23 protein-coding genes are annotated in these 19,740 nt (G+C 59.9%); 1 reads left to right on the forward strand and 22 read right to left on the reverse strand.

Features of this window, described 5'->3' with window-relative positions; translation table 11 throughout:
• Positions 1-83 precede the first annotated feature (83 nt).
• From ABDK06_RS01850 to ABDK06_RS01940, 19 genes are all read right to left on the reverse strand, one after another.
• Positions 84-587 (reverse strand): DUF3145 domain-containing protein, encoded by a 504-nt coding sequence (locus ABDK06_RS01850; protein ID WP_394938320.1) that lies wholly within the window; start codon positions 585-587, stop codon positions 84-86.
• Between the two features lie 162 nt (positions 588-749).
• A complete protein-coding gene (locus ABDK06_RS01855; RefSeq protein ID WP_394940776.1) occupies positions 750-1,676 on the reverse strand; it encodes a tyrosine recombinase XerC in 927 nt (308 codons plus the stop codon).
• 116 nt (positions 1,677-1,792) lie between these two features.
• Positions 1,793-3,040 carry a DNA-processing protein DprA gene (dprA, locus tag ABDK06_RS01860; protein WP_394938322.1) on the reverse strand — a complete coding sequence of 416 codons (1,248 nt, stop codon included), beginning with the start codon at positions 3,038-3,040 and terminating at the stop codon, positions 1,793-1,795.
• Positions 3,037-4,575, reverse strand: a complete 1,539-nt coding sequence (locus ABDK06_RS01865) for a YifB family Mg chelatase-like AAA ATPase (protein WP_394938325.1) — start codon at positions 4,573-4,575, stop codon at positions 3,037-3,039. The genes dprA and ABDK06_RS01865 overlap by 4 nt, the downstream gene beginning before the upstream one ends.
• The gene (locus ABDK06_RS01870) at positions 4,572-4,928 is read right to left on the reverse strand and encodes a YraN family protein (RefSeq protein WP_394938327.1); all 357 of its coding nucleotides are present in this window, start codon (positions 4,926-4,928) and stop codon (positions 4,572-4,574) included. The genes ABDK06_RS01865 and ABDK06_RS01870 overlap by 4 nt, the downstream gene beginning before the upstream one ends.
• 117 nt (positions 4,929-5,045) lie before the next feature.
• Positions 5,046-5,372, reverse strand: a complete 327-nt coding sequence (locus ABDK06_RS01875; protein ID WP_394938329.1) for a DUF2469 domain-containing protein — start codon at positions 5,370-5,372, stop codon at positions 5,046-5,048.
• 7 nt (positions 5,373-5,379) lie between these two features.
• Positions 5,380-6,087: a ribonuclease HII gene (locus ABDK06_RS01880; protein ID WP_394938331.1), complete on the reverse strand. Its 708-nt coding sequence runs from the start codon at positions 6,085-6,087 to the stop codon at positions 5,380-5,382.
• Positions 6,088-6,090: 3 nt separating this feature from the next.
• Entirely contained in the window at positions 6,091-7,050 is a 960-nt protein-coding gene (gene lepB, locus ABDK06_RS01885; RefSeq protein ID WP_394938333.1) for a signal peptidase I, read from the reverse strand.
• On the reverse strand, positions 7,050-7,730 hold the full coding sequence (lepB, locus tag ABDK06_RS01890) for a signal peptidase I (RefSeq protein WP_394938336.1): 681 nt from the start codon (positions 7,728-7,730) through the stop codon (positions 7,050-7,052). The genes lepB (ABDK06_RS01885) and lepB (ABDK06_RS01890) overlap by 1 nt, the downstream gene beginning before the upstream one ends.
• 25 nt (positions 7,731-7,755) lie before the next feature.
• The gene (rplS, locus tag ABDK06_RS01895; RefSeq protein ID WP_394938338.1) at positions 7,756-8,118 is read right to left on the reverse strand and encodes a 50S ribosomal protein L19; all 363 of its coding nucleotides are present in this window, start codon (positions 8,116-8,118) and stop codon (positions 7,756-7,758) included.
• 219 nt (positions 8,119-8,337) lie between these two features.
• Positions 8,338-9,114: a tRNA (guanosine(37)-N1)-methyltransferase TrmD gene (trmD, locus tag ABDK06_RS01900; RefSeq protein ID WP_394938340.1), complete on the reverse strand. Its 777-nt coding sequence runs from the start codon at positions 9,112-9,114 to the stop codon at positions 8,338-8,340.
• The gene (rimM, locus tag ABDK06_RS01905) at positions 9,115-9,642 is read right to left on the reverse strand and encodes a ribosome maturation factor RimM (RefSeq protein ID WP_394938342.1); all 528 of its coding nucleotides are present in this window, start codon (positions 9,640-9,642) and stop codon (positions 9,115-9,117) included. It abuts the gene before it with no gap.
• Positions 9,643-9,775: 133 nt separating this feature from the next.
• Positions 9,776-10,018 (reverse strand): RNA-binding protein, encoded by a 243-nt coding sequence (locus ABDK06_RS01910; protein WP_394938344.1) that lies wholly within the window; start codon positions 10,016-10,018, stop codon positions 9,776-9,778.
• Between the two features lies 1 nt (position 10,019).
• Positions 10,020-10,445, reverse strand: a complete 426-nt coding sequence (gene rpsP / locus ABDK06_RS01915) for a 30S ribosomal protein S16 (RefSeq protein ID WP_394938346.1) — start codon at positions 10,443-10,445, stop codon at positions 10,020-10,022.
• Between the two features lie 224 nt (positions 10,446-10,669).
• A complete protein-coding gene (locus tag ABDK06_RS01920; RefSeq protein WP_394938348.1) occupies positions 10,670-11,026 on the reverse strand; it encodes a VOC family protein in 357 nt (118 codons plus the stop codon).
• A 167-nt stretch (positions 11,027-11,193) separates the two neighbouring features.
• Positions 11,194-11,622 (reverse strand): hypothetical protein, encoded by a 429-nt coding sequence (locus ABDK06_RS01925; protein WP_394938350.1) that lies wholly within the window; start codon positions 11,620-11,622, stop codon positions 11,194-11,196.
• Positions 11,615-12,523 carry a VOC family protein gene (locus tag ABDK06_RS01930; protein ID WP_394938352.1) on the reverse strand — a complete coding sequence of 303 codons (909 nt, stop codon included), beginning with the start codon at positions 12,521-12,523 and terminating at the stop codon, positions 11,615-11,617. The genes ABDK06_RS01925 and ABDK06_RS01930 overlap by 8 nt, the downstream gene beginning before the upstream one ends.
• Before the next feature lie 106 nt (positions 12,524-12,629).
• Positions 12,630-14,204, reverse strand: coding sequence for a signal recognition particle protein (gene ffh / locus ABDK06_RS01935; protein ID WP_394938354.1), 1,575 nt, complete (start codon positions 14,202-14,204; stop codon positions 12,630-12,632).
• A 105-nt stretch (positions 14,205-14,309) separates the two neighbouring features.
• Positions 14,310-14,906, reverse strand: a complete 597-nt coding sequence (locus ABDK06_RS01940) for a GNAT family N-acetyltransferase (protein WP_394938357.1) — start codon at positions 14,904-14,906, stop codon at positions 14,310-14,312.
• A gap of 87 nt (positions 14,907-14,993) precedes the next feature.
• On the opposite strand from ABDK06_RS01940, the gene ABDK06_RS01945 reads away from it, so the two are divergent.
• Positions 14,994-16,421, forward strand: a complete 1,428-nt coding sequence (locus tag ABDK06_RS01945) for a glucose-6-phosphate dehydrogenase (RefSeq protein WP_394938359.1) — start codon at positions 14,994-14,996, stop codon at positions 16,419-16,421.
• A gap of 84 nt (positions 16,422-16,505) precedes the next feature.
• On the opposite strand, the gene ABDK06_RS01950 is transcribed toward ABDK06_RS01945, so the two are convergent.
• The 3 genes from ABDK06_RS01950 to ftsY all read right to left on the reverse strand — a co-directional run bounded on the left by ABDK06_RS01950 (position 16,506) and on the right by ftsY (position 19,682).
• Positions 16,506-16,844 carry a P-II family nitrogen regulator gene (locus ABDK06_RS01950; RefSeq protein ID WP_394938361.1) on the reverse strand — a complete coding sequence of 113 codons (339 nt, stop codon included), beginning with the start codon at positions 16,842-16,844 and terminating at the stop codon, positions 16,506-16,508.
• Positions 16,841-18,199 (reverse strand): ammonium transporter, encoded by a 1,359-nt coding sequence (locus ABDK06_RS01955; protein WP_394938363.1) that lies wholly within the window; start codon positions 18,197-18,199, stop codon positions 16,841-16,843. Before ABDK06_RS01955 ends, ABDK06_RS01950 begins: the two co-directional genes overlap by 4 nt.
• A gap of 304 nt (positions 18,200-18,503) precedes the next feature.
• The gene (gene ftsY / locus ABDK06_RS01960) at positions 18,504-19,682 is read right to left on the reverse strand and encodes a signal recognition particle-docking protein FtsY (RefSeq protein WP_394938365.1); all 1,179 of its coding nucleotides are present in this window, start codon (positions 19,680-19,682) and stop codon (positions 18,504-18,506) included.
• Positions 19,683-19,740 lie beyond the last annotated feature (58 nt).

The following is a 19,740-nucleotide window of genomic DNA, read 5'->3' on the forward strand; positions in this document are numbered from 1 at the left end:
TTGAGTCATTAAAAGGCTTCGGGTGGTGAGAACACTTTCTCACCACCCGAAGCCTTTTGCTATGGAAAACCGCGAAGAAAAGCCTAACCGACTTGATGCAACCAGCGAACCGGCGCGCCTTCTGCAGCGTGACGGAAAGCTTCGAGTTCCTCATCCCAGGCTTCTCCGAGCGCGAGGGAAAGCTCGTGGTAGACCCTGGCGGGGTCCCCCGCTCCGGTTTCATAGGCGTAGCGGATCCGGTCTTCGGAGACCATGATATTGCCGTGCACATCGGTCACGGCGTGGAAGATTCCCAGCTCAGGGGTATGGGACCAGCGGCCACCGTCGACGCCGGCACTCGGTTCCTCGGTCACTTCGTAGCGCAGATGCGCCCAACCTCGCAACGCGGAGGCGAGCATCGATCCGGTACCCTGAGGTCCGGTCCAGGAGAGCTCGGCGCGGAACATTCCGGGCGCGGCGGGCTGAGGGGTCCACTCGAGGTCGATGCGAGCATCGAGCAAAGAACCGATGGCCCATTCGACATGAGGGCACAAAGCAGTAGGAGCGGAGTGCACGAAAAGCACTCCACGTGCCATTGCAACAGACATTCCATCCTCCATAGCTGTAGGTACGTCTTCCCCAACGACCTGCGCACCGGAAGGATGGCTGTTTTTCTTTAGTTTTCTTTAGTTCTGAATTCATTGTGCCGTACTTAGCCGAATAACACCAGAATTAGTTACTACGGTGGAATTTCGTCAATGAAATTCGTACTAGGCGCGTGGATGGGCCTGCCGGTAGCTCGAGCGCAGACGCTCCACCGAAACATGGGTGTAGATCTGGGTAGTGGCAAGCGATGAGTGCCCTAAGATCTCCTGCACCGCACGCAAATCCGCCCCGCCGTCGAGCAGATGAGTAGCAGCGCTATGCCGCAGGGCGTGCGGACTGGTCGCCGAGGTATCGCCGAGTGCCTTGAAGCCACGGGCGACGACGGAACGCACCTGCCGCTGATCGACCCGTCCGCCGCGGGCTCCCAGAAACAGCGCAAAGCCGCTGACCGGTTGATAGAGCGCTGCTCTACCACCCCGCAACCAGTTCTGGATGGCTTGAGCCGCTGGCGCTCCGAACGGGACGGTTCGCTCCTTATTGCCCTTACCGAGCACTCGGACGGTTCGCCGCTCAAAGTCGATGTCATCAATATCCAGAGCGGCCAATTCACCAACCCTCAGCCCCGCGGCATACAGTAATTCGACCATGGCCTGATCCCGGAGTGCGATGGCCCCGCCCTCCTCGGCCTGGCTCTCCAACTCGCTGATCATCCGCTCCAGTTGTTCCTGATGCAGGACGCCGGGCAGGGTCTTTTGTTGTTTCGGCGCCTTGAGCCGCAACGTCGGGTTCTCCTCGATGAGGCCCTCCCGGAGCGCCCAGCCCATCAGAGTGCGAGCAGCAGCGGCCCGCCGGGCCAGGGTGGAACGGGCTAGCCCAGCGGTGCTCTGCTCCCCCAGCCACTGCCGCAAAGTCGCCAGGTCGATGTCCTTCAGGGTTTTCGCACCCTGGGTGATCGCAAAATAGCTCAAAGCCTGCAGATCAGCGAGATAGGCGCGCACGGTATGCGCGGAACGGGCACGCTCCGCGACCAGATAACGCTCGAAACCCTTGAGGGCATCGGCGAAGGCCTCTGGAAGCTCGATCTCGGGCACCTCGGTTTCTGGCACCCTCCCACTGTGCGTCCAGCTGCTGGAACAATCAAGAAGAATCGCCGAAAGCAGCGCAGAAGTTACGATCCGGAAGTACTGATCGTCCACAGCGGTGCCGATCATCGCTGTGGATGGTCCCGGCACCAACCCTGCCCCCGCCGTTGCGCGAACTCCTGCAATTCGAGCCTGCCGAGCCCCGCCAGCACTTCTGCCTCGCTGAGCCCGGCAACCCTAGCGAGTTTTTGCACGGTCGTCGTCGAATAGAGAGGCAGGGCATCCAGCAAGAGCAGATCTTCAACGGGCAGTCCGGCCCCTTCGGCGGTCCGAGCGCGTTGCCCGGTAAGTCCACCCAGCGGCGCCACAAGTTCGAGCACTTCATCCGCATCGGTGACGCAGGCAGCGCCTTCACGCAGCAGCCGATGACAGCCAGCAGATTGCGGCGAACTGATGGGGCCGGGCACCGCGCCGACCTCGCGGCCCAGATTCGCCGCATGGTGCGCCGTGCTCAAGGCTCCGGAGCGCCATCGGGCTTCTACAACTACCACTGCCCCGCTCAAGGCAGCAATTAGGCGATTGCGTTGCAGGAAGCGGTACCTGGTCGGGTTGGAGCCGGGAGGCACCTCGGCGAGCAGAACAGAACTGTCGGCCACAGCACGGAGCAAATCTTCGTTGCCCGCGGGATACAGCCTGTCCAGTCCACCAGCCATCATCGCGATGGTGGGAAACCGACCGGTGGGCTGAGCGGCAAGTGCTGCTCGATGCGCTGCGGCATCGATTCCATAAGCTCCACCGGAGATCACCGTCTTGCCTTTCAGCACCAGTTCCTGGGCGAGCTCGGCAGCGGCATTTTCTCCGTAGCCGCTGGCGTCTCGTGATCCCACGAGAGCAATCGATTGCTGTTTTTCCGGCAATGCGCTCCCAGCTTGAAGCGCCTTGCCGCGATACCAGAGGGCAATCGGTTCGCTCAGGCCTAGATCGTGGAACCCGCTGGGCCAGTACTCGGACTCCGGGATCAGCAAGCCACCGGCGAGAGAGGCTATCACCCGCAGATCCCGTTCAGGAGCCAAATCAGGCAATCGTGGCCTCCAACGCCGTAAAGGCTCCTCCGGTCCGTGCCATTCTTTCCCGGCGGCGACTTCGAGCAACTGCGCAATCTCGCCCTGCTGTTCATTGCTGAGCGAAAGATGACCGGTGATCACTCTCATGCTGTCCCAGGGGCCTAGCGTCTTGATCAGGGCCATGCCCGGCAGGTCTGATGGTTCCATGATTCTGCTGAGCGCCGCCCGCGCCAATACCAGGCCGCGAGAGGGTGGCGGACGGCGTCTGGCCTCGGGCTCTGAAGAAGCTGGGGAAGCTTGGTCGTTCATGGGGTCAGGCCTCTGGTCCGCATCGCCAAGGCCCGACCGATATGCTCATCGCCGGGTCGATCGCAGGCTGCCAGATCGGCCAGGGTCCAGGCTAGACGCAGTACTCGGTCGTAGCCTCGGGCGGTCAGCCTGCCATTTTCCAGAGCAAGATCCAGAATCCGGGTGGTCGGTGCCGCTAAGCGCAGACTACCCCGCAAGAGCTGCCCGGTGGCCTGGGCGTTGAGGGAATGGCCGAAGGGAGCCAGTCGCTCCGCTGCCCGGTTCCGGGCTTGGACTACCCTCGCCGCAACGACATGGCTGGTCTCTCCCGTGCCTTGACCGGCAAGCTGGGCGGAGGAGAGTTTATTGACGGTCAGCTGAATATCCACTCGATCCAGCAGGGGGCCGGAAAGCCTGCTGAAATATCTTCTCCGAGCGCTGGGGGTGCAGCTGCAATCCCTGGCCTTGCCGACCGCTTTACCGCAGGGGCAGGGATTTGCCGCTAGCACCAGCTGGAACCGCGCCGGATAGGAAGCGATACCCGCGGCCCGATGGATGGTTATTTTTCCGCTCTCCAAGGGCTGCCGCAGAGAATCCAAGACCCGGCGATCATATTCCGGAGCCTCGTCGAGGAACAGCACTCCGTGGTGGGCTCGCGATGCCGCCCCTGGCCGTGGTAAGCCGTTGCCGCCCCCAATAATAGCCACCGAACTTGCTGTGTGGTGCGGGCTTTCAAGGGGTGGCCTTCGAATCAGCTCAGTGCGGCTGCTGCTGAGACCACTCAGAGAATGCACGGCTGTCACTTCCATGGCCTCCACGTCGTTGAGATCCGGTAATAGCCCCGGTAGCCTTTCTGCGAGCATGGTTTTCCCCGCTCCCGGCGGCCCTAAAAGCAGTAGGTGATGCCCGCCCGCGGCTGCTACCTCGAGCGCTGCCTTGGCCTCGGTTTGCCCTGCGACATCGCTGAGATCCAACCGCTGATCTTTCCGAGCGGGCAATTCACCGACTTCCTCGATCGGGGCGGCCTGCAGGTTCAGATCGGTCTCGGAGGCTCCGAAACTGAGCGCCACGTGTGCCAGGGAGGCAAAGGTACTCACCTCGGCGCCGTTCACCATGGCAGCTTCCTTGGCGTTCGCCGGAGCCACCACTACTCGGGGGTGTCCGAGTTTCACCGCGGCTAAAACCGCGGGCAGCACCCCCGCGACCGGGCGCAGTCTGCCATCAAGTCCCAGCTCTGCCAGAAAAACCGTACCCGCGGTGTTCTGGATGTCTCCGGCTGCCGCCAGCGCCGCCATCACCATCGCCAGGTCGAAGGAACTACCGTGCTTGGGTAGTGAAGCGGGCAGCAGGTTGATGGTGAGCTTCCGATTGCTCAGCGGCAGTCCGGCGTTTTTCGCGGCAGAACGGATTCTTTCCTTGGCTTCTACTAAGGAAAGATCCGGCAGCCCTAGCAATTGGAAGGCAGGAAGGCTCTGCCCGATATCTGCTTCCACCTCCACCAGATGGCCGTTAAGACCGACTAAGGCCACCGAGAATGTCCTGCCCAGACCGCTCATCCAATGCCCCTGAGGTGTTCCACCGAGGGCTCATCTCCGCGCAGGGCCAGCACCGCGATGGCATCGATCCGGATTCTCGAACTCAGATAGCCGTGATGCCTGGCCCAGAGCACCGCCAGAGTCCTCAGCCGACGGAGCTTGGTGTCGGTGATCGCTTCAAAGGGATGCCCATAGCGCAACGAGCGGCGAGTCTTGACCTCCACGACGACCACGATGTCTCCGTCGAGGGCCACAAGGTCGATTTCGCCCCGCGCGCATCGCCAGTTGACATCGACCACCTCGAAGCCACGCCGACTCAGGAAATCAGCGGCCAGATCTTCGCCGGCTTTACCCAGTTCTTGTTTTGTCAGCACAGTATTATCGTGCCGACAGAACACTCCGCTTCACAGCGATGAGAAGAATCTCCAGCCGGATGTGAGGAAATCGATCGATTTCATTGATCAGCCGATGCTCTGACCAGTCTTTAGAGCTCAATTGCCCAGATCGGATTCCTTCGGCAGTTCCAGATCGTCGTTCTTTGTGAGTTCCTCGACATTGACGTCCTTGAAGGTGATCACCCGGACGTTTTTCACGAACCGCGCCGAACGATAGACATCCCACACCCAGGCGTCTTGCAGAGTCAGATCGAAGTACACCTCGCCATCGGCGGATCTGGCTTGCAAATCCACGTGATTAGCTAAATAGAAGCGACGCTCGGTTTCCACCACATAGCTGAACAATCCGACCACATCGCGATATTCACGATAGAGCTGCAGCTCCATATCGGTCTCATAGTTCTCAAGATCTTCAGCGCTCATTCAACTATCATGCCTTACTCACGGGCTTCGTTACGCCCCCGCTACTGCCCAGCCTCCAGCTGGTCCGGTGCCAGGGGCTCGGTCCGTGCCGATCTATAGCTTCGCGGTGCCCGGACGTCGCATAGCCTTTATTGACCTTCCAGCCAAACTGCGGATGCTGCTGATCCAGTGAAATCAGGATCGCATCCCGCTCCACTTTGGCCAGCACACTGGCTGCCGCGACACTCAGGCATTGCAGATCAGCTTTGACCATGGTCTGAACCGGGACGTCCACGCTGCTCTCCAGGCCGAGTTCTTGGTCGAAAATGCTCCGCTGCTCTTGCTCGGAGAGCCAATTGTGGTTGCCATCGAGCAGTACGACCTCGGCGCGGATACCGACGTCGAGAAGCTGTTGCCAGGCGCGGGTGCCGGCTAAGCGGAGCGCTGCCATCAGTCCCAGTGCATCGATTTCATCCGCCGAAGCATGCCCTACCGCGTGGCCTACACTCCATTGCTTAATCAATGGCACCAACCGTTCGCGATCAGCAGCACTGAGCAGCTTTGAGTCCTTCACCCCGGCAAGAGGCTTCTGCGAGGAAGCATCGATCACTACCATGCCGACGCTGACCGGACCAGCCAGAGCGCCACGTCCGACCTCATCAGCGCCTGCCACAAAGCGGTAACCGGATTGCATCAACGAACGCTCTACGCTGAGTGTCGGCGTGGATTGGGCCATCCGCTATTTCCCCGTGGGCACCGGAGAGGGATTGCTGACCGGCGTCGAGGAGGGCGCCGGCACATTCCTGAAAGTATCTGGGTAGTTCCCCAGAATCGTCCACCTATTGAGCGGCCAGGCGATCACCGTGGCGGTTCCTTCGACGTCGTTCAGGTCGATGAAGCCCTGGCTGGGCAGCTCGCGGTGCCAGCGAGAGTCTGCGGAGTTGTTCCGATGGTCGCCCATCACCCAGATCTTCCCGGCAGGAACCACGACATCGAAGAGAGCGTTCGGGCCGGAGGCGTTATCGGAGCCCGGGTACAGATAGGGCTCGTCGAGCGGCTGGCCGTTGATGGTGATCCGATTCTGCGCATCGCAGCAAATAACATGATCCCCGGCCAGACCGATCACTCGCTTCACCAGATGCTGTTGGGATTCATCAGGCATCAGGCCGATGAACACCAGAGCGTCTTTGAACCAGTTGCTCGCCTGAGCGGCGGCCTGCGTCTGCTCCGAAGCCAGCCAGCCCTGGGTGTCCTTGAAGACCACGATATCGCCGCGCTGTAGCGCGAAGGGCCGCGGCACCAGTTCATTGATGAAGATCCGGTCATTCACTTCGAGGGTATTCTCCATGGATCCCGAAGGAATCACGAAAGCCCGGAACAGAAAAGTTTTCAGGAGGAAGGAGAGCACCAGGGCGATCACGATGACGATCGCGATCTCCTTGAGCCAGGAAAACGGGCCGCTGGGCTTCTTCGCCTTCTTAGCCTTCTTGGTGTCCTGAGCGATGTCCTCAGACTCCGCTGAGGCAGCGGCACTGAGTGAGGCTGCCTCCGTAGAGTCATTCGATCGGCTCTTCGACGGCTGAGCTTCCGAGGCATGATCGGTATCGGCTGCTGAGGAGGCTTGAGCATCGGCACGACGTCGTGCGCCGCGCCCCTCGATAGGAGATTCTTCAGCCGGTTCAGGCGTCGGTTGCGACATTACTGTGCGCCTTTCTGTGTTTCAGGACCGATCGAGGTTCTGGGAACCGGTCCAATTTTGTCTAGCGGCCAAAGTATCTGGATGGGACGACCAATGACTTTATTAACAGAAATCAAGCCACCCCCGGCTGCCCCCAGAAGCGATCTGGAATCAGCTGAGATGGAGCGATGATCTCCCATCAGCCACAACTTACCCTCCGGAACCACCACATCAAAGGAGGTGCTGCTCGGTGCGTCGCCAGGATATAAATAGGGCTCATCAAGAGCCTGTCCATTGACTGTGAGTTTGCCATTTGAGGCACAGCATTTGACTTCATCACCGGCTATTCCGATGACCCGTTTGACGTACACCGTATCGCTGCCGACCAGGCCGAGGAACTGACCTAGACCGAAGACGGCATCAAGGATGGGGCCACGCCCGGAGTCGAGCGGATCGAACGAGCCACGGCCATCAAAAACCACGACATCGCCACGTTTCACCGGGCCGAAGCTGAAATCGGTGCGGGAGACCGCTACCCGTTCTCCACTGAGGAATTGCGGGTTCATCGACTCGGAAGGAATGTAGTAGACCTCGACCAGCAAGGCCCGGATCAAGGAGCTGAGCAGCACGACCAAAAGAACCGCGAGCAAAACAAAGCGCCACCCCAGTCGCCTGGGCTGACGCTTTGCCTTACTGCTCAACTGAGACACCTAAAGATATCTGTTGTTACTTGCTGACGCTGACGTTGTCGCGCTTCTCTTTGATCTTGGCTGCCTTGCCGCGAAGTTCGCGCATGTAGTACAGCTTGGCCCGGCGGACATCGCCACGGGTGACGAGCTCGATCTTCTCGATGATCGGGGAATGCACCGGGAAAGTACGCTCCACACCGACACCGAAAGAGACTTTACGAACGGTGAAGGTTTCACCGACGCCTTTGCCCTGGCGTCCCAGCACGAAACCCTGGAAAACCTGAACACGAGAGCGGTTGCCTTCGATGATGTTGACGTGAACCTTGAGCGTGTCGCCGGAACGGAAGTCCGGAACATCGCTACGCAGGCTCGCGGCGTCAATGCTGTCAAGGATGTGCATGTTGCAACTCCTGGTGAACGCCACAGGTCATTCACTTTTATCGCGGCGGTCAGAGCAACCCCTCAGGGTTGATGATGACCGTCGAAGTGTGATTTTCCGGCTCAAATGCGGGATTGCAGAGCCGGCGTGCCAGCCTATTGAACTGACTCCCCCTATGGCAGGAAAAGTTCGGCGGGCACAGCCTCCTATTCTGCCATATCACGGGCTCAATGGGCTAATTCAGTCGGTGCTCAGCAGGTGCCCGTCGATGATCCGATAACCCGATTCACGCAACACTTGTAGATCCGCTCGATTGAGCTTTTCCGGATCCAGCCGACTCAGCAGATCAGGGCGGCGTTGCGCGGTCCTGCGCAATTGCTGGTCTCTGCGAAACCTCGCGATCTTGGCGTGGTTGCCACTCAACAGCACCTCGGGAATCTCCTGTCCTCGCCAAGCAGAAGGCTTGGTGTAGACCGGATACTCCAGCAGGCCGTCCTGATGGGATTCTTCGACGAGGGAATCCGGATTGCCGATCACGCCGGGCAGCAGCCGCGCCACCGCCTCAACCATGGCGAGCACCGCTACTTCGCCGCCGTTGAGCACATAGTCTCCCAAGCTCATCGGTCGAACCCTGAAATGCTGGGCCGCCCACTCGATGACCCGTTCGTCGATGCCCTCGTAGCGGCCACAGGCGAAGACCAATTGCTGCTCGGCGGCGAGCTCCTCCGCAATGGACTGGCTGAACACCTCCCCCGCCGGCGAAGGGACGATGAGCACCGGTCTCTCCGGCCCGGAGAGCAGTGGCTCCAGAGCCTGCGCCCAGGGTTCTGGTTTCATCACCATCCCGGCACCACCGCCGTAGGGTGTGTCATCCACCGTGCGATGCCGGTCAGTGGTGAAATCACGTAAATCATGCACTCTAAGATCCAGCAGGCCATCCACCCTGGCCTTACCGATCAAACTGAGTTCCAGTGGAGCGAGATACTCTGGAAAGATGCTTACCACATCCAGACGCATTTAGCTCTCATTCCCCTCGAAGGACTCCTGATTGACCTCGAAAAGGCCGTCCGGAGGCGTGAGTCGAAGATAGCCTGCTTCAATATCCACTTCGGGGACGATCTGCTCGACGAAAGGCACCAGCACCTCTTCCCCGGCGTTGCTGGTGATGGTGAGCAGATCTTGGACGGGCATCACGGTCAAGGCGCTCACTGTACCGACCTTCTGTGAGCCGACTCTGGCTTCCAGTCCCACTAATTCGTGCTCGTACCAGCCTTCGTCGTCGGACTCCTCGACTTCCTCGGTGTCGAAGAACAACCGGGTACCGCGGAGTTCTTCGGCGCGATTGCGATCCGGCACCTCGTCGAAGCCGAGCAGCAGGATGTCTTTGTTCCAGCGAGCACTGGAGATGGTCAGTTCGCCATGCTTTTCAGCGCTGAAGACGGTTCCGGGCACAAAACGGTCCTCCGGCGCATCGGTGAAGACCTCGACCGTCACCTCGCCGCGAATCCCGTGTGGTTTGCCGATTCTGGCGACCTGGACCTGCATTATTCTCCTGAACTGAGCAACTGATCGAACGAGCATTAAAAAGAAAGGGCTCCGGCATACTGCCGGAGCCACAATCTTAGCTTGAGCCTCTGCGAACCCCACAGTCAGTGGAGTTCAGCGGCGAAAGAAACGCTTAGCGACGCCGATCGGTATCGACGACGTCGACCCGAACCTGATCGCCACCAGCTAGGGCACCCATCACAGTGCGCAATGCGCGAGCTGTCCGCCCCTGACGACCGATCACGCGGCCCAGGTCCTCCGGATGAACCCGGACTTCCAAGGTTTCGCCACGTCGGTTATTGCGCAGCGCGACCTGCACATCATCCGGGCTGTCCACGATACCGCGGACCAGGTGCTCCAAAGCTTCAGCCAGCAACTTACTCAGCCTCGGTGGTTTCTGCTGCTGCCTCGGTAGCCTCTTCAGCCGGAGTTTCCTCGGCCTTCTTCTTCGAGGTGATGGCTTCCTTCACGATGACGGAAGACTTCTCGGGAACCACGAAGGCATCCTTAGCGACTTTGGTCTTCAAACGGCCTTCTTGACCGGTGAGTCCCTTGAATTTCTGCCAGTCACCGGTGATCTTGAGGATCGCGGCAACCTGCTCGGTGGGCTGAGCGCCCACGGAAAGCCAGTACTGAGCCCGCTCGGAGTTGACCTCGATGAACGAGGGCTCCTCGGTGGGGTGGTACTTGCCGATTTCCTCGATCGCACGGCCATCACGCTTGGTGCGTGAGTCGGCGACAACAATACGGTAGTACGGTGCGCGCATCTTGCCGAAGCGCTTAAGACGAATTTTAACGGCCACTTTTGTGGTCACTCCTGTTTCTGAAACGGGTCGAACCCTCTATCACGCTCCCGTGGGGCGGGCCGATTCTGAAGGGTTCTCAAGGACACAATGCGCGCACGGAGAGAGGGGCCGTGCGGATCGAGTACCCGTTCATTATGCCAGATTCCGGTACTTCAAGCGAACTCGACACTCTTCATCAAGCAACGACACCAAACTGGCAACCCGGCTTGCTGTGCGAGCGGTCAGCCCACGCACAAGCAGAACGGATGACCGACAGGGTCAAGGAACACCCGAAACGTGGTGCCGGGCTGGTACTCATGTTTGGTGGCACCCAGCGAAAGCGCCGCTGCCTCGGCGGCGTCTAGGTGATCGACCGTGAAATCGAGATGCATTTGCTGCGGCACGTCCTGACCGGGCCACTGCGGTGGCCTGAAGTCATCGACCTGCTGAAAGTGAAGCGAAGCGCCATCTTCGGAGAGGATGGTCCCCCAGTCCTCGTCTAGCTGGATCTTCCAGTCGAGCAGGGCGCCGTAGAAATCCGCCAGAACCTTAGGCTCGGGACAGTCAAGAACCACAGTGGGAAGGCGTGCAATAGTCATAATCGGAACGCTACAGGCATTTCCGGACAGCTAGCGTCCTGATTGACAGCCGGATGGTGGGTTCTCCCCTCAGCGTCCCGATAGTGACCTGGTGAACGGGTGATCTGATGACTTGGTGATCACACAACGAGCCGTAGACCGGAACCCGGTAAAGCCTCAGGGGATCTTCAGTCGATCAGGAAATACAGTCCCAGTCTGGCATCCTCATCAGCACTGACAATCTTGACGGCGAAAGCGGCGATCCCTGAGAGCAGCGCCGAAGCGGTTTCTGGGCTTTCCTCGAATTCTTCGGTGGCTGCCCATTCCTCGGCGAGTTCCTGGAGTTCCTCGGGATCTTCCAGGCTGAGCAACTCAGCAAAGACCTCGGTCACCGCGTCCGGGACCACCATCAGCTGGTCAAGATCGACGTCGACCATGCCCAGCTCGGGTTCGATTCCCGTGGCGTGAACCTTTTTCGCCGCCAATCCAGCGAGGATCTCCAGCTCGAGATCAGTGACCTCGCCGAATTCAATCAGATCGGCGGGCTGCGCGCCTCGGCCTCTGGCGTAATCACTGGCCTGCCGGTGATTTGCGATAAAAAGCTGGTTCTTAGGCATCGGGATCCCTTTCGGTTCTCTCAACAGTTGCCTCCACAGTAACCCGGATTTGGTTTCGCCAGGGATCGTCGAAGAAAAGTTCCGCCCCATCGTTTCCGCTCTCCACTCCACGGTCCTTAAGACGCTCCTCGAGCGCCCCCAATGCGTCCAAGGAAGGCAAGGCAATTCTCACCTCAGCTAAGCCCAGGGTGTCCCGGCGAGGGCCGGCTCCGCGACTATTCCAGACGTTCATCGCCATATGGTGGTGATACCCGCCAGCAGAGACAAAAAGCGCTTCATCCTGCCAGCTGGCTGTCTTTTCAAAGCCGAGAGTGCGCACATAGAATTCCTCAGCGGTTTTCAGATCGCCAACTTGTAAATGCACATGACCAACCGCAGCAGCTGCTTCTTGTTGTTTGATGATGCAGTCAACGCTGAGGTTTTCGGTTAAGAATTGCTGTGGGCTAAGTGCTTCGTTTGCCATCTGAACAGCGCCACTATCCCAGTTCCAAACTTCTCGAGGACGGTCTCGATAAAGTTCGATACCGTTACCTTCTGGATCGCTAAAATAAAAAGCTTCACTGACCAAGTGATCTGCGCTGCCGAGATAGAGCAGCGGATCATATTGAGCCGCGCTGGCCAATGTCGCAGCCAAAGCCGCACGATCCTCAAAGAGCAGAGCGGTATGAAATAACCCGGCCTCGCCCTGGGCAGGGAGCTTCAGGTCTTTGGCTGGGCTAAGCTTCACGAGCTCGGTTTCCCCACGCCCCAGTTCGACCCCCTCGGCACTCTCGCTGAGCACCTGCAAGCCCAAAGCGCGATGGTAATAACCGGTCATCACGGTCAGATCTCTTACTTTGAGAGTCACCGTACGCATCGAGAGCCCAGCGGGTAAAAGGTCCTGGTTCATGGTCATAACCATAGCTAATTAGTTGAAGCTACAATTTATTCCTGCTCATTTCTGCCACAAAGAGTCAGCGGGGAAGCAAGTGTTCTTGAACCGGGAGGCAGCCTCTCAGTTCAGGAAACTATTTACCCAGGAACTTATCGAAGCCCTTGGGCAGGTTCAGCGCCGAAGGATCGAAATCCTGACCCTGCGCACCAAAAGCTGCTCCGGTGGGTGCCGCAGAACCACGATGAGCGCGTTTCTCTTCGGCTTCCCGAAGTTGCTGAGCAGCTTTGGCTGGGTTACCAGAGCGAGCTTTTTTCTTGGGGGAGTTTTTACCAGCTTTGCGGCTGCCACCAGCGCCCGGCCCGGTCATCCCCGGAATTCCGGGCATCCCGCCACCGGCCATTTTCTTCATCATCTTCTGAGCCTGGCCGAAACGCTCCAGCAGGCCGTTCACCTCGGAGACATGCACGCCCGAGCCACGAGCGATACGAGCGCGGCGGGAGCCGTTGATGATCTTCGGCGCAACTCGCTCGTGCGGTGTCATCGAGCGAACGATGGCTTCCACCCGGTCAATTTCTCGCTCGTCGAACTGCTCCAGTTGCTGACGCATGCCCGCTGCACCCGGCATCATCATCAGCATTTTCTTCATCGATCCCATATTGCGGATCTGGTTCATCTGCGCCAGGAAGTCGTCCAGGGTGAAGTCTTCCTGATCGGCGAATTTCTTCGCCATCCGGGCAGCTTCATCCTTGTCCCAAGCCTGTTCGGCCTGCTCGATCAGGGTGAGCACATCACCCATATCGAGGATTCTCGAAGCCATCCGGTCCGGGTGGAAGACCTCGAAGTCGTCAAGGGACTCACCGGTAGAGGCGAACATCACCGGCTTACCGGTCACCGTGGCCACCGAGAGCGCAGCGCCGCCGCGGGCGTCGCCGTCGAGCTTGGAGAGCACGATACCGGTGAAGTTGACGCCCTCGTTGAAGGCCTGAGCGGTGGCAACCGCGTCCTGGCCGATCATCGCATCGATCACGAAGAGCACTTCGTCCGGAGAGATTGCGGCCCTGATGTTCGCCGCCTGCTGCATCAGCTCGGCGTCGACGCCGAGGCGTCCGGCGGTATCGACGATCACGACGTCGTGAAGCTTAGCGCGGGCCTCGGCAAGACCGGCTTGCGCGACCGCCACCGGATCGCCGGTAGCAGCTTCGAATTCTGAGGAGACTCCCGGGTGCGGGGCAAAGACCGGAACCCCGGCCCGCTCGCCATTGACCTGGAGCTGCTTGACCGCGTTCGGGCGTTGCAGATCGGCTGCCACCAACAACGGCGAGTGCCCCTGACCCTTGAGCCACTTGGAGAGCTTGCCAGCCAGAGTGGTCTTACCGGCGCCCTGCAGACCAGCGAGCATAATGACGGTCGGCGGGTTCTTCGCCAGGCGAATCCGCCGGGTCTGCCCGCCGAGGATTTCAACGAGTTCCTCATTGACGATCTTGACGATCTGCTGCGCCGGGTTCAGTGCGGCATTGACCTCTGCACCCAGTGCGCGTTCGCGGACCTTGGCGGTGAACTCGCGGACCACAGGCACCGCGACATCGGCGTCGAGCAGCGCCCTGCGGATTTCCCGAACGGTGGCGTCGACGTCGGCTTCGGAGAGCCGCCCCTTGCCACGCAAGTTCTTAAAGGTCGCGGACAGCCGGTCGGAGAGAGAATTGAACACCTGTGATCATCTTTCGAAAGAAGTCTGGAGTGGGTGGAGCATCAGCTATTAAGAATAGCAAGCCTGGCGGCGCGGACCCGTCGATCTTGCGGGAAGCGTAACTGGCTATCCGTCGGACTCCGGGAAAATCCGTTGGAAGAGCAAATTGTCTTGCCAGCGTCCATCGATTTTCAAGTAGTCAGGCGCACTTCCGATCTCTGTAAACCCGTTGCGTTTCAGTACTCGCTGTGAGCCGACATTCGTCAACAGGGTACTGGCTTGAAGACGATGCAGGCCGTGCTCCGCGCTGACCAGGCGGCAGACTTCTGCGACGGCGCGGCTGGCGATTCCGGTTCCTTGCCGTTCTGCATCCACCCAGTAACCCAGATTGCCACTCAGGAATGGTCCCCGCACGATCCCGCTCACCGTCATGGTGCCAATCACCCGGTGATCTTCAATAATCAGCCAGGGCAGCACGCTGCCACGTTCCAGTTCATCGAGCTTGAGGCGCAGCGCGGCACGCTGCCCAGCTTCGGTGAAGAATTCAGCCGGACGGCTCGGCTCCCAGGGCTTGAGGTGTTCCTTATTTCTCCGGTAGCTCTCCGCCAACTCAGCGGCGTCGTCGAGTTCAACAAAGCGAAGGGTCAGTGGGCTGAACCCTTGACTTGAGGCCGAAAGAAGCCGCGGCGAAGCCTGAAACGGCTCGAAAGGTGCATTGCTCATTTGACGGATTCTAGTCCAGCCCCGCGGCTAAAACTGGCGTGCCCGCTGCCACCACGGGCTTTTTGGTGGCATGCTGATCAGGTGACCGTGTCTAAGAAAAACGTGAAAACCGTCAAGTCAGTTAAATCAGTTAAAACTGTTAGAACACTGCTCATCCTCGGGGCTTCCGGTGATTTGACCGGCAGGCTGCTGCTTCCCGGCGTCGCCCGCCTGATCGCGGCGGGCCGCGCCCACGACCTCACCCTGGTGGGCGCCGGCAACGACGCCTGGACCGACCAACAGTGGCTAGATCGTGTCGAATCGGTATTTGCCGAGGCCGCCGAAGCTGCGACGGCAGCGGGTAAAGCCGCGCTCAAGAAGGTCAAAGCCGGTACTTCTTACCGTCAACTGGATGTCACCGCAAAGGACCAGCTCGCGGGCTTGCTGGCAGAGCTCGAGGGTCCGGTGGCCGTTTACTTCGCCCTGCCACCCGCAGTGAGCCAACTGGCCTGTGAGCAGCTCAGCGCGAAGGACCTTCCGGCCGAGACCCGCCTGGTGATGGAGAAGCCCTTCGGTTCCTCAGCAGAATCGGCTCATTCGCTCAATCAGACCCTCGCCGCGCTGGTCCCCGAGGACCATATTCACCGGGTCGATCATTTCCTGGGCAAATCCACGGTTTTCAATATCCTGGGGCTGCGCTTCGCCAATCGGCTGCTGGAGCCGCTCTGGAACGCAGATCATATTGAGAAGGTGGAGATCATCTTCGACGAGGATCTGACCTTGGAGAATCGCGCCCGGTACTACGATCATGCGGGTGCACTGCGCGATATGATCCAAAGCCACCTTTTGCAGATCATGGCGATTATCGCCATGGAGGCCCCGGCCACGCTCGGGCAACAGGACGTCCGGGACGGCATCGCCTCGGTGTTGCGAGCCAGCAGCATCGACCCGGATTTCGCCCGGAGTACCCGGCGGGCGCAGTACGCGGCCGGAAAGATCGGACGCCGCTCTGTGCCGGACTACCAGAAGGAAGAGGGTATCGATCCGAAGAACCACACCGAGACACTCGCTGAGGTCGAGGTTCAGATCAAGAACTGGCGCTGGGCTGGGGTGCCGTTCATCCTGCGTTCCGGGAAAGCGCTCGGCAAAGCCCGCAAGGAAGCGGTGATCACCTATAAGCCAGTGCCGCATCTGCCCACCGGATTCCGCGGCGGTGACAGCCCGACCCGGCTACATATCGGCTTCGGACCGGACACCCTGCAACTCGACCTGGATGTCAACGGTCCCGGCGATCTGTTCACCTTGAATCGGGTAAAGCTGGAAGCCGATCTCTCCGGTGATCCGCTGCTGCCCTACGGTGAAGTGCTCGACGGCGTGTTGAACGGAGATCCGCTGCTCTCGGTCCGTGCCGATACCGCCGAGCTGTGCTGGCAGATCGTGGAGCCCACGCTCCAGGCCTGGAAGGCCGATAAGGTTCCGCTGGAGAGCTATCCGGCCGGCTCAGCCGGACCAGCGGGCTGGGACACCAACCTTTAAACGACGCCGAGTGTGCAGATCTACACGTTAAACCTTGGTCATAAGGTGTAGATCTGCACACTCGATGGTCTCTAGCGGAGACGACTACACCGCGGCGTTGCCTCGTTCCCCGGTCCGAACCCGAACTGCCTCATCCACATTGACCGTCCAGACTTTGCCGTCACCAGCCCGCCCGGTGTTGGAGCTGGAGATCAGCACATCGACGATGTCGTCAACTTGCTCGTTGGTCGCCAGGACCTCGATCCGAATCTTCGGCAGCAGATCGACCACGTATTCAGCACCCCGATAGACCTCGGTATGCCCACGCTGCCGACCATAGCCATTGGCTGCGCTGACCGTGAGACCTTGGACGCCGTAGCTCTCCAAAGCGCCACGCACGTCGTCGAACTTCTCCGGCCGGATGATCGCGGTTATGAGCTTCATGATTCCACCTTAATCTGGGTCTCAGGCTGAGAGGCGGCATGCCGCGAACGCAACGCTTCATCCAGCGGATGGAAGGCGCTACCGACCCGGCCACCGAATTCATAGGCTGTCTCGGCGTGCACCGAGATATCGATGCCGTTCACCTCGTGCTCCTCAGGGATCCTGAAGCCCATCGTCTTATTGATAATCCAGCCGACGATGAAGGCCACCACGAAGGAGTAAACCATCACGGCCACTGATCCGAGCGCCTGTTTGCCGAGCAGCTCGAAACCGCCCCCGCTGAACAGACCGTTACCTCCCGAAGGGGACTCGGGGTTGGCTGCCAGACCGATGAACAAAGTGCCAAGCAAACCACCCACCAGGTGGACGCCCACGACGTCGAGCGAATCATCGTAGCCGAGCTTGTACTTCAGCCCGACGGCCAAGGCGCAGACCGCACCGGCCAGCACGCCGAGCACAATCGACCAGCCCGGGGTGAGCGCCGCCGCCGCGGGGGTGATCGCCACCAGGCCCGCCACCGCACCCGAAGCCGCTCCTAGAGAGGTGGCATGACCGTCGCGGATCTTCTCCACGATCAACCAACCCAGGATTGCCGCCGCCGGAGCAGCCAGAGTATTGATCCAGGCCAAACCCGCAGTCGGGTTCGCGCCCAGAGCAGAACCGGCGTTGAATCCGAACCAGCCGAACCAGAGCAGACCGGCACCGAGCATCACGAAGGGCAGATTGTGCGGGCGGTGGCTCGGATCCTTGCCGAAGCCGAGTCGTTTGCCCAGCACCAAGGCGAGAGCGAGGGCTGCCGCACCGGCGTTGATGTGTACCGCGGTACCTCCGGCGAAGTCGATCACTTGGAGATTCTGGGCGATCCAACCGCCGATGTTGTTGCCATCGGCGTCCTTATTGAAGTCGAAGACCCAGTGCGCCACCGGGAAGTAGACCAGCACTACCCAGATGCCGGAGAACAGCATCCAAGCGCCGAACTTGGCCCGATCGGCGATCGCGCCAGAAATCAGAGCCACGGTAATAATGGCGAATACCGCCTGGAAACCGACAAAGGCGATTTCCGGAATGGTGCCAGCCAAGCTTGCGTTGTCGCCGGTGCCCAACACACCGTTCAAACCGAATTTCTCAAAGGGGTTGCCCAGCAGGCCGCCCCAGACATCGGTGCCGAAGGCCATTGAATAGCCGAAGAGCACCCACAGCACGGTCACCAGAGCGATCGCACCGAAACTCATCATCATCATGTTCAGCACGCCTTTAGCGCGCGTCATGCCCCCATAGAAGAACGCCAGCCCCGGGGTCATCAGCAAAACTAGTGCTGCGGAGACTAGCACCCAAGCGGTATCACCGGTATCCATGAATACCCCCACTCTCTCATCTCGTGCGTCAGTGATTGCGAGAAGCAACGCAATCTACTCGTACTGAAGATTCTGATAGGGGCATGTTTCACCCGGAAAGGTTCTAGATTTCCAGATTGTTACAAGAAAACCCGTCGAGTAAAACCCAGGTCACCACAAAGTTTCGAGCAGGTTACCAATCCAGCTATCCCCCTGAGTGTTGCTGCTGGGACAGGAGTTCACTGAAAGTCGTCACGTCAGCAACTCCCACAACATTCAATGGGATAGCTGGGTGTGGAAGAAGAGGGGTGGGTTGGAAGGGGTTTTAGTTCAGGATCGCATCGACGAATTGCTCGGCGTCGAAGGGAGCCAGATCGTCTGCGCCCTCCCCCAGACCAATGAGTTTCACCGGAACGCCCATGCTCTTCTGAATGGCGACTACGATGCCGCCCTTGGCCGTGCCGTCCAGCTTGGTGAGCACAATGCCGGTGATATCGACGACCTCGCTGAAGACCTTGGCCTGGTTCAGGCCGTTCTGGCCTGTGGTGGCATCCAGCACCAGGAGCACTTCATCAACCTGGGTCTGCTTCTCAATGACCCGCTTGACCTTGCCGAGTTCGTCCATCAGACCGACTTTGTTCTGCAAGCGACCGGCGGTATCGATCATCACCACATCGACCTCTTGCTCGATTCCGGCCTTGACCGCTTCGAAGGCCACCGACGCCGGGTCCGCGCCGTCCACATCGGACTTCACCGTGGGCACGCCTACCCGGGCACCCCAAGTGGAGAGCTGTTCAGCCGCGGCTGCCCTGAAGGTATCGGCGGCACCGAGCAAGACATCCTTATCCTCTGCCACCAGCACCCGTGCCAGCTTGCCCACCGTCGTGGTCTTGCCCACGCCATTGACTCCGACCACCAGCACCACCGCGGGGCGGTTATCGTGCCGTTGGACGGCGAGCGAACGATCCATACCCGGATCGACCAGCGCCAGCAGCTCCTCGCGCAGCATGCCACGGACCTCTTCGGCGTTGCGGGAGCCCATGACTTTGACGCGCTCACGCAAGGAATCAACCAGCTGGGTGGTTGGCTCGGTGCCGATATCGGCGAGCAAGAGGGTCTCTTCGACCTCGTCCCAGACTGATTCGTCGATCTTATCGCTGGAGAGCAGCGCCAGCAGGCCCTTGCCGATGGAGCTGTTGGACTTGGCCAATCTGGCGCGTAACCTCTGCAGGCGGCCAGCCGGAGGTTCCGGACGATCCAGGGTGGGCGTTGTGACGGCGGGGCCTTGCGGGGCCTCGTCCTCAGCTGAAGCGATGTCCTCAAGCAGGTCACTGCCGCTCACGGGCTCATCAAGAACCGTGCTCCCGGGGGCAGGATCGTTGAGGTCGCGGGTATCGCTATATTTGCTGCGATTTCTTGAGGTCTTCAAGAAGACCGTCAGCAGGGAGCCGATCACCGCGATGCCAACAACGATATAGAGGACTAAAAGCCAGGTCTCATTCACCCTTCTAGCTTCTCACAGCCAGCAGCTCGCGCGCTGCGGCAGCTGGATCGTGGACCTC

The organism is Psychromicrobium ferritrahens, assembly GCF_043789415.1.
In the GTDB taxonomy this organism is placed as follows: Bacteria; Actinomycetota; Actinomycetes; order Actinomycetales; family Micrococcaceae; genus Renibacterium.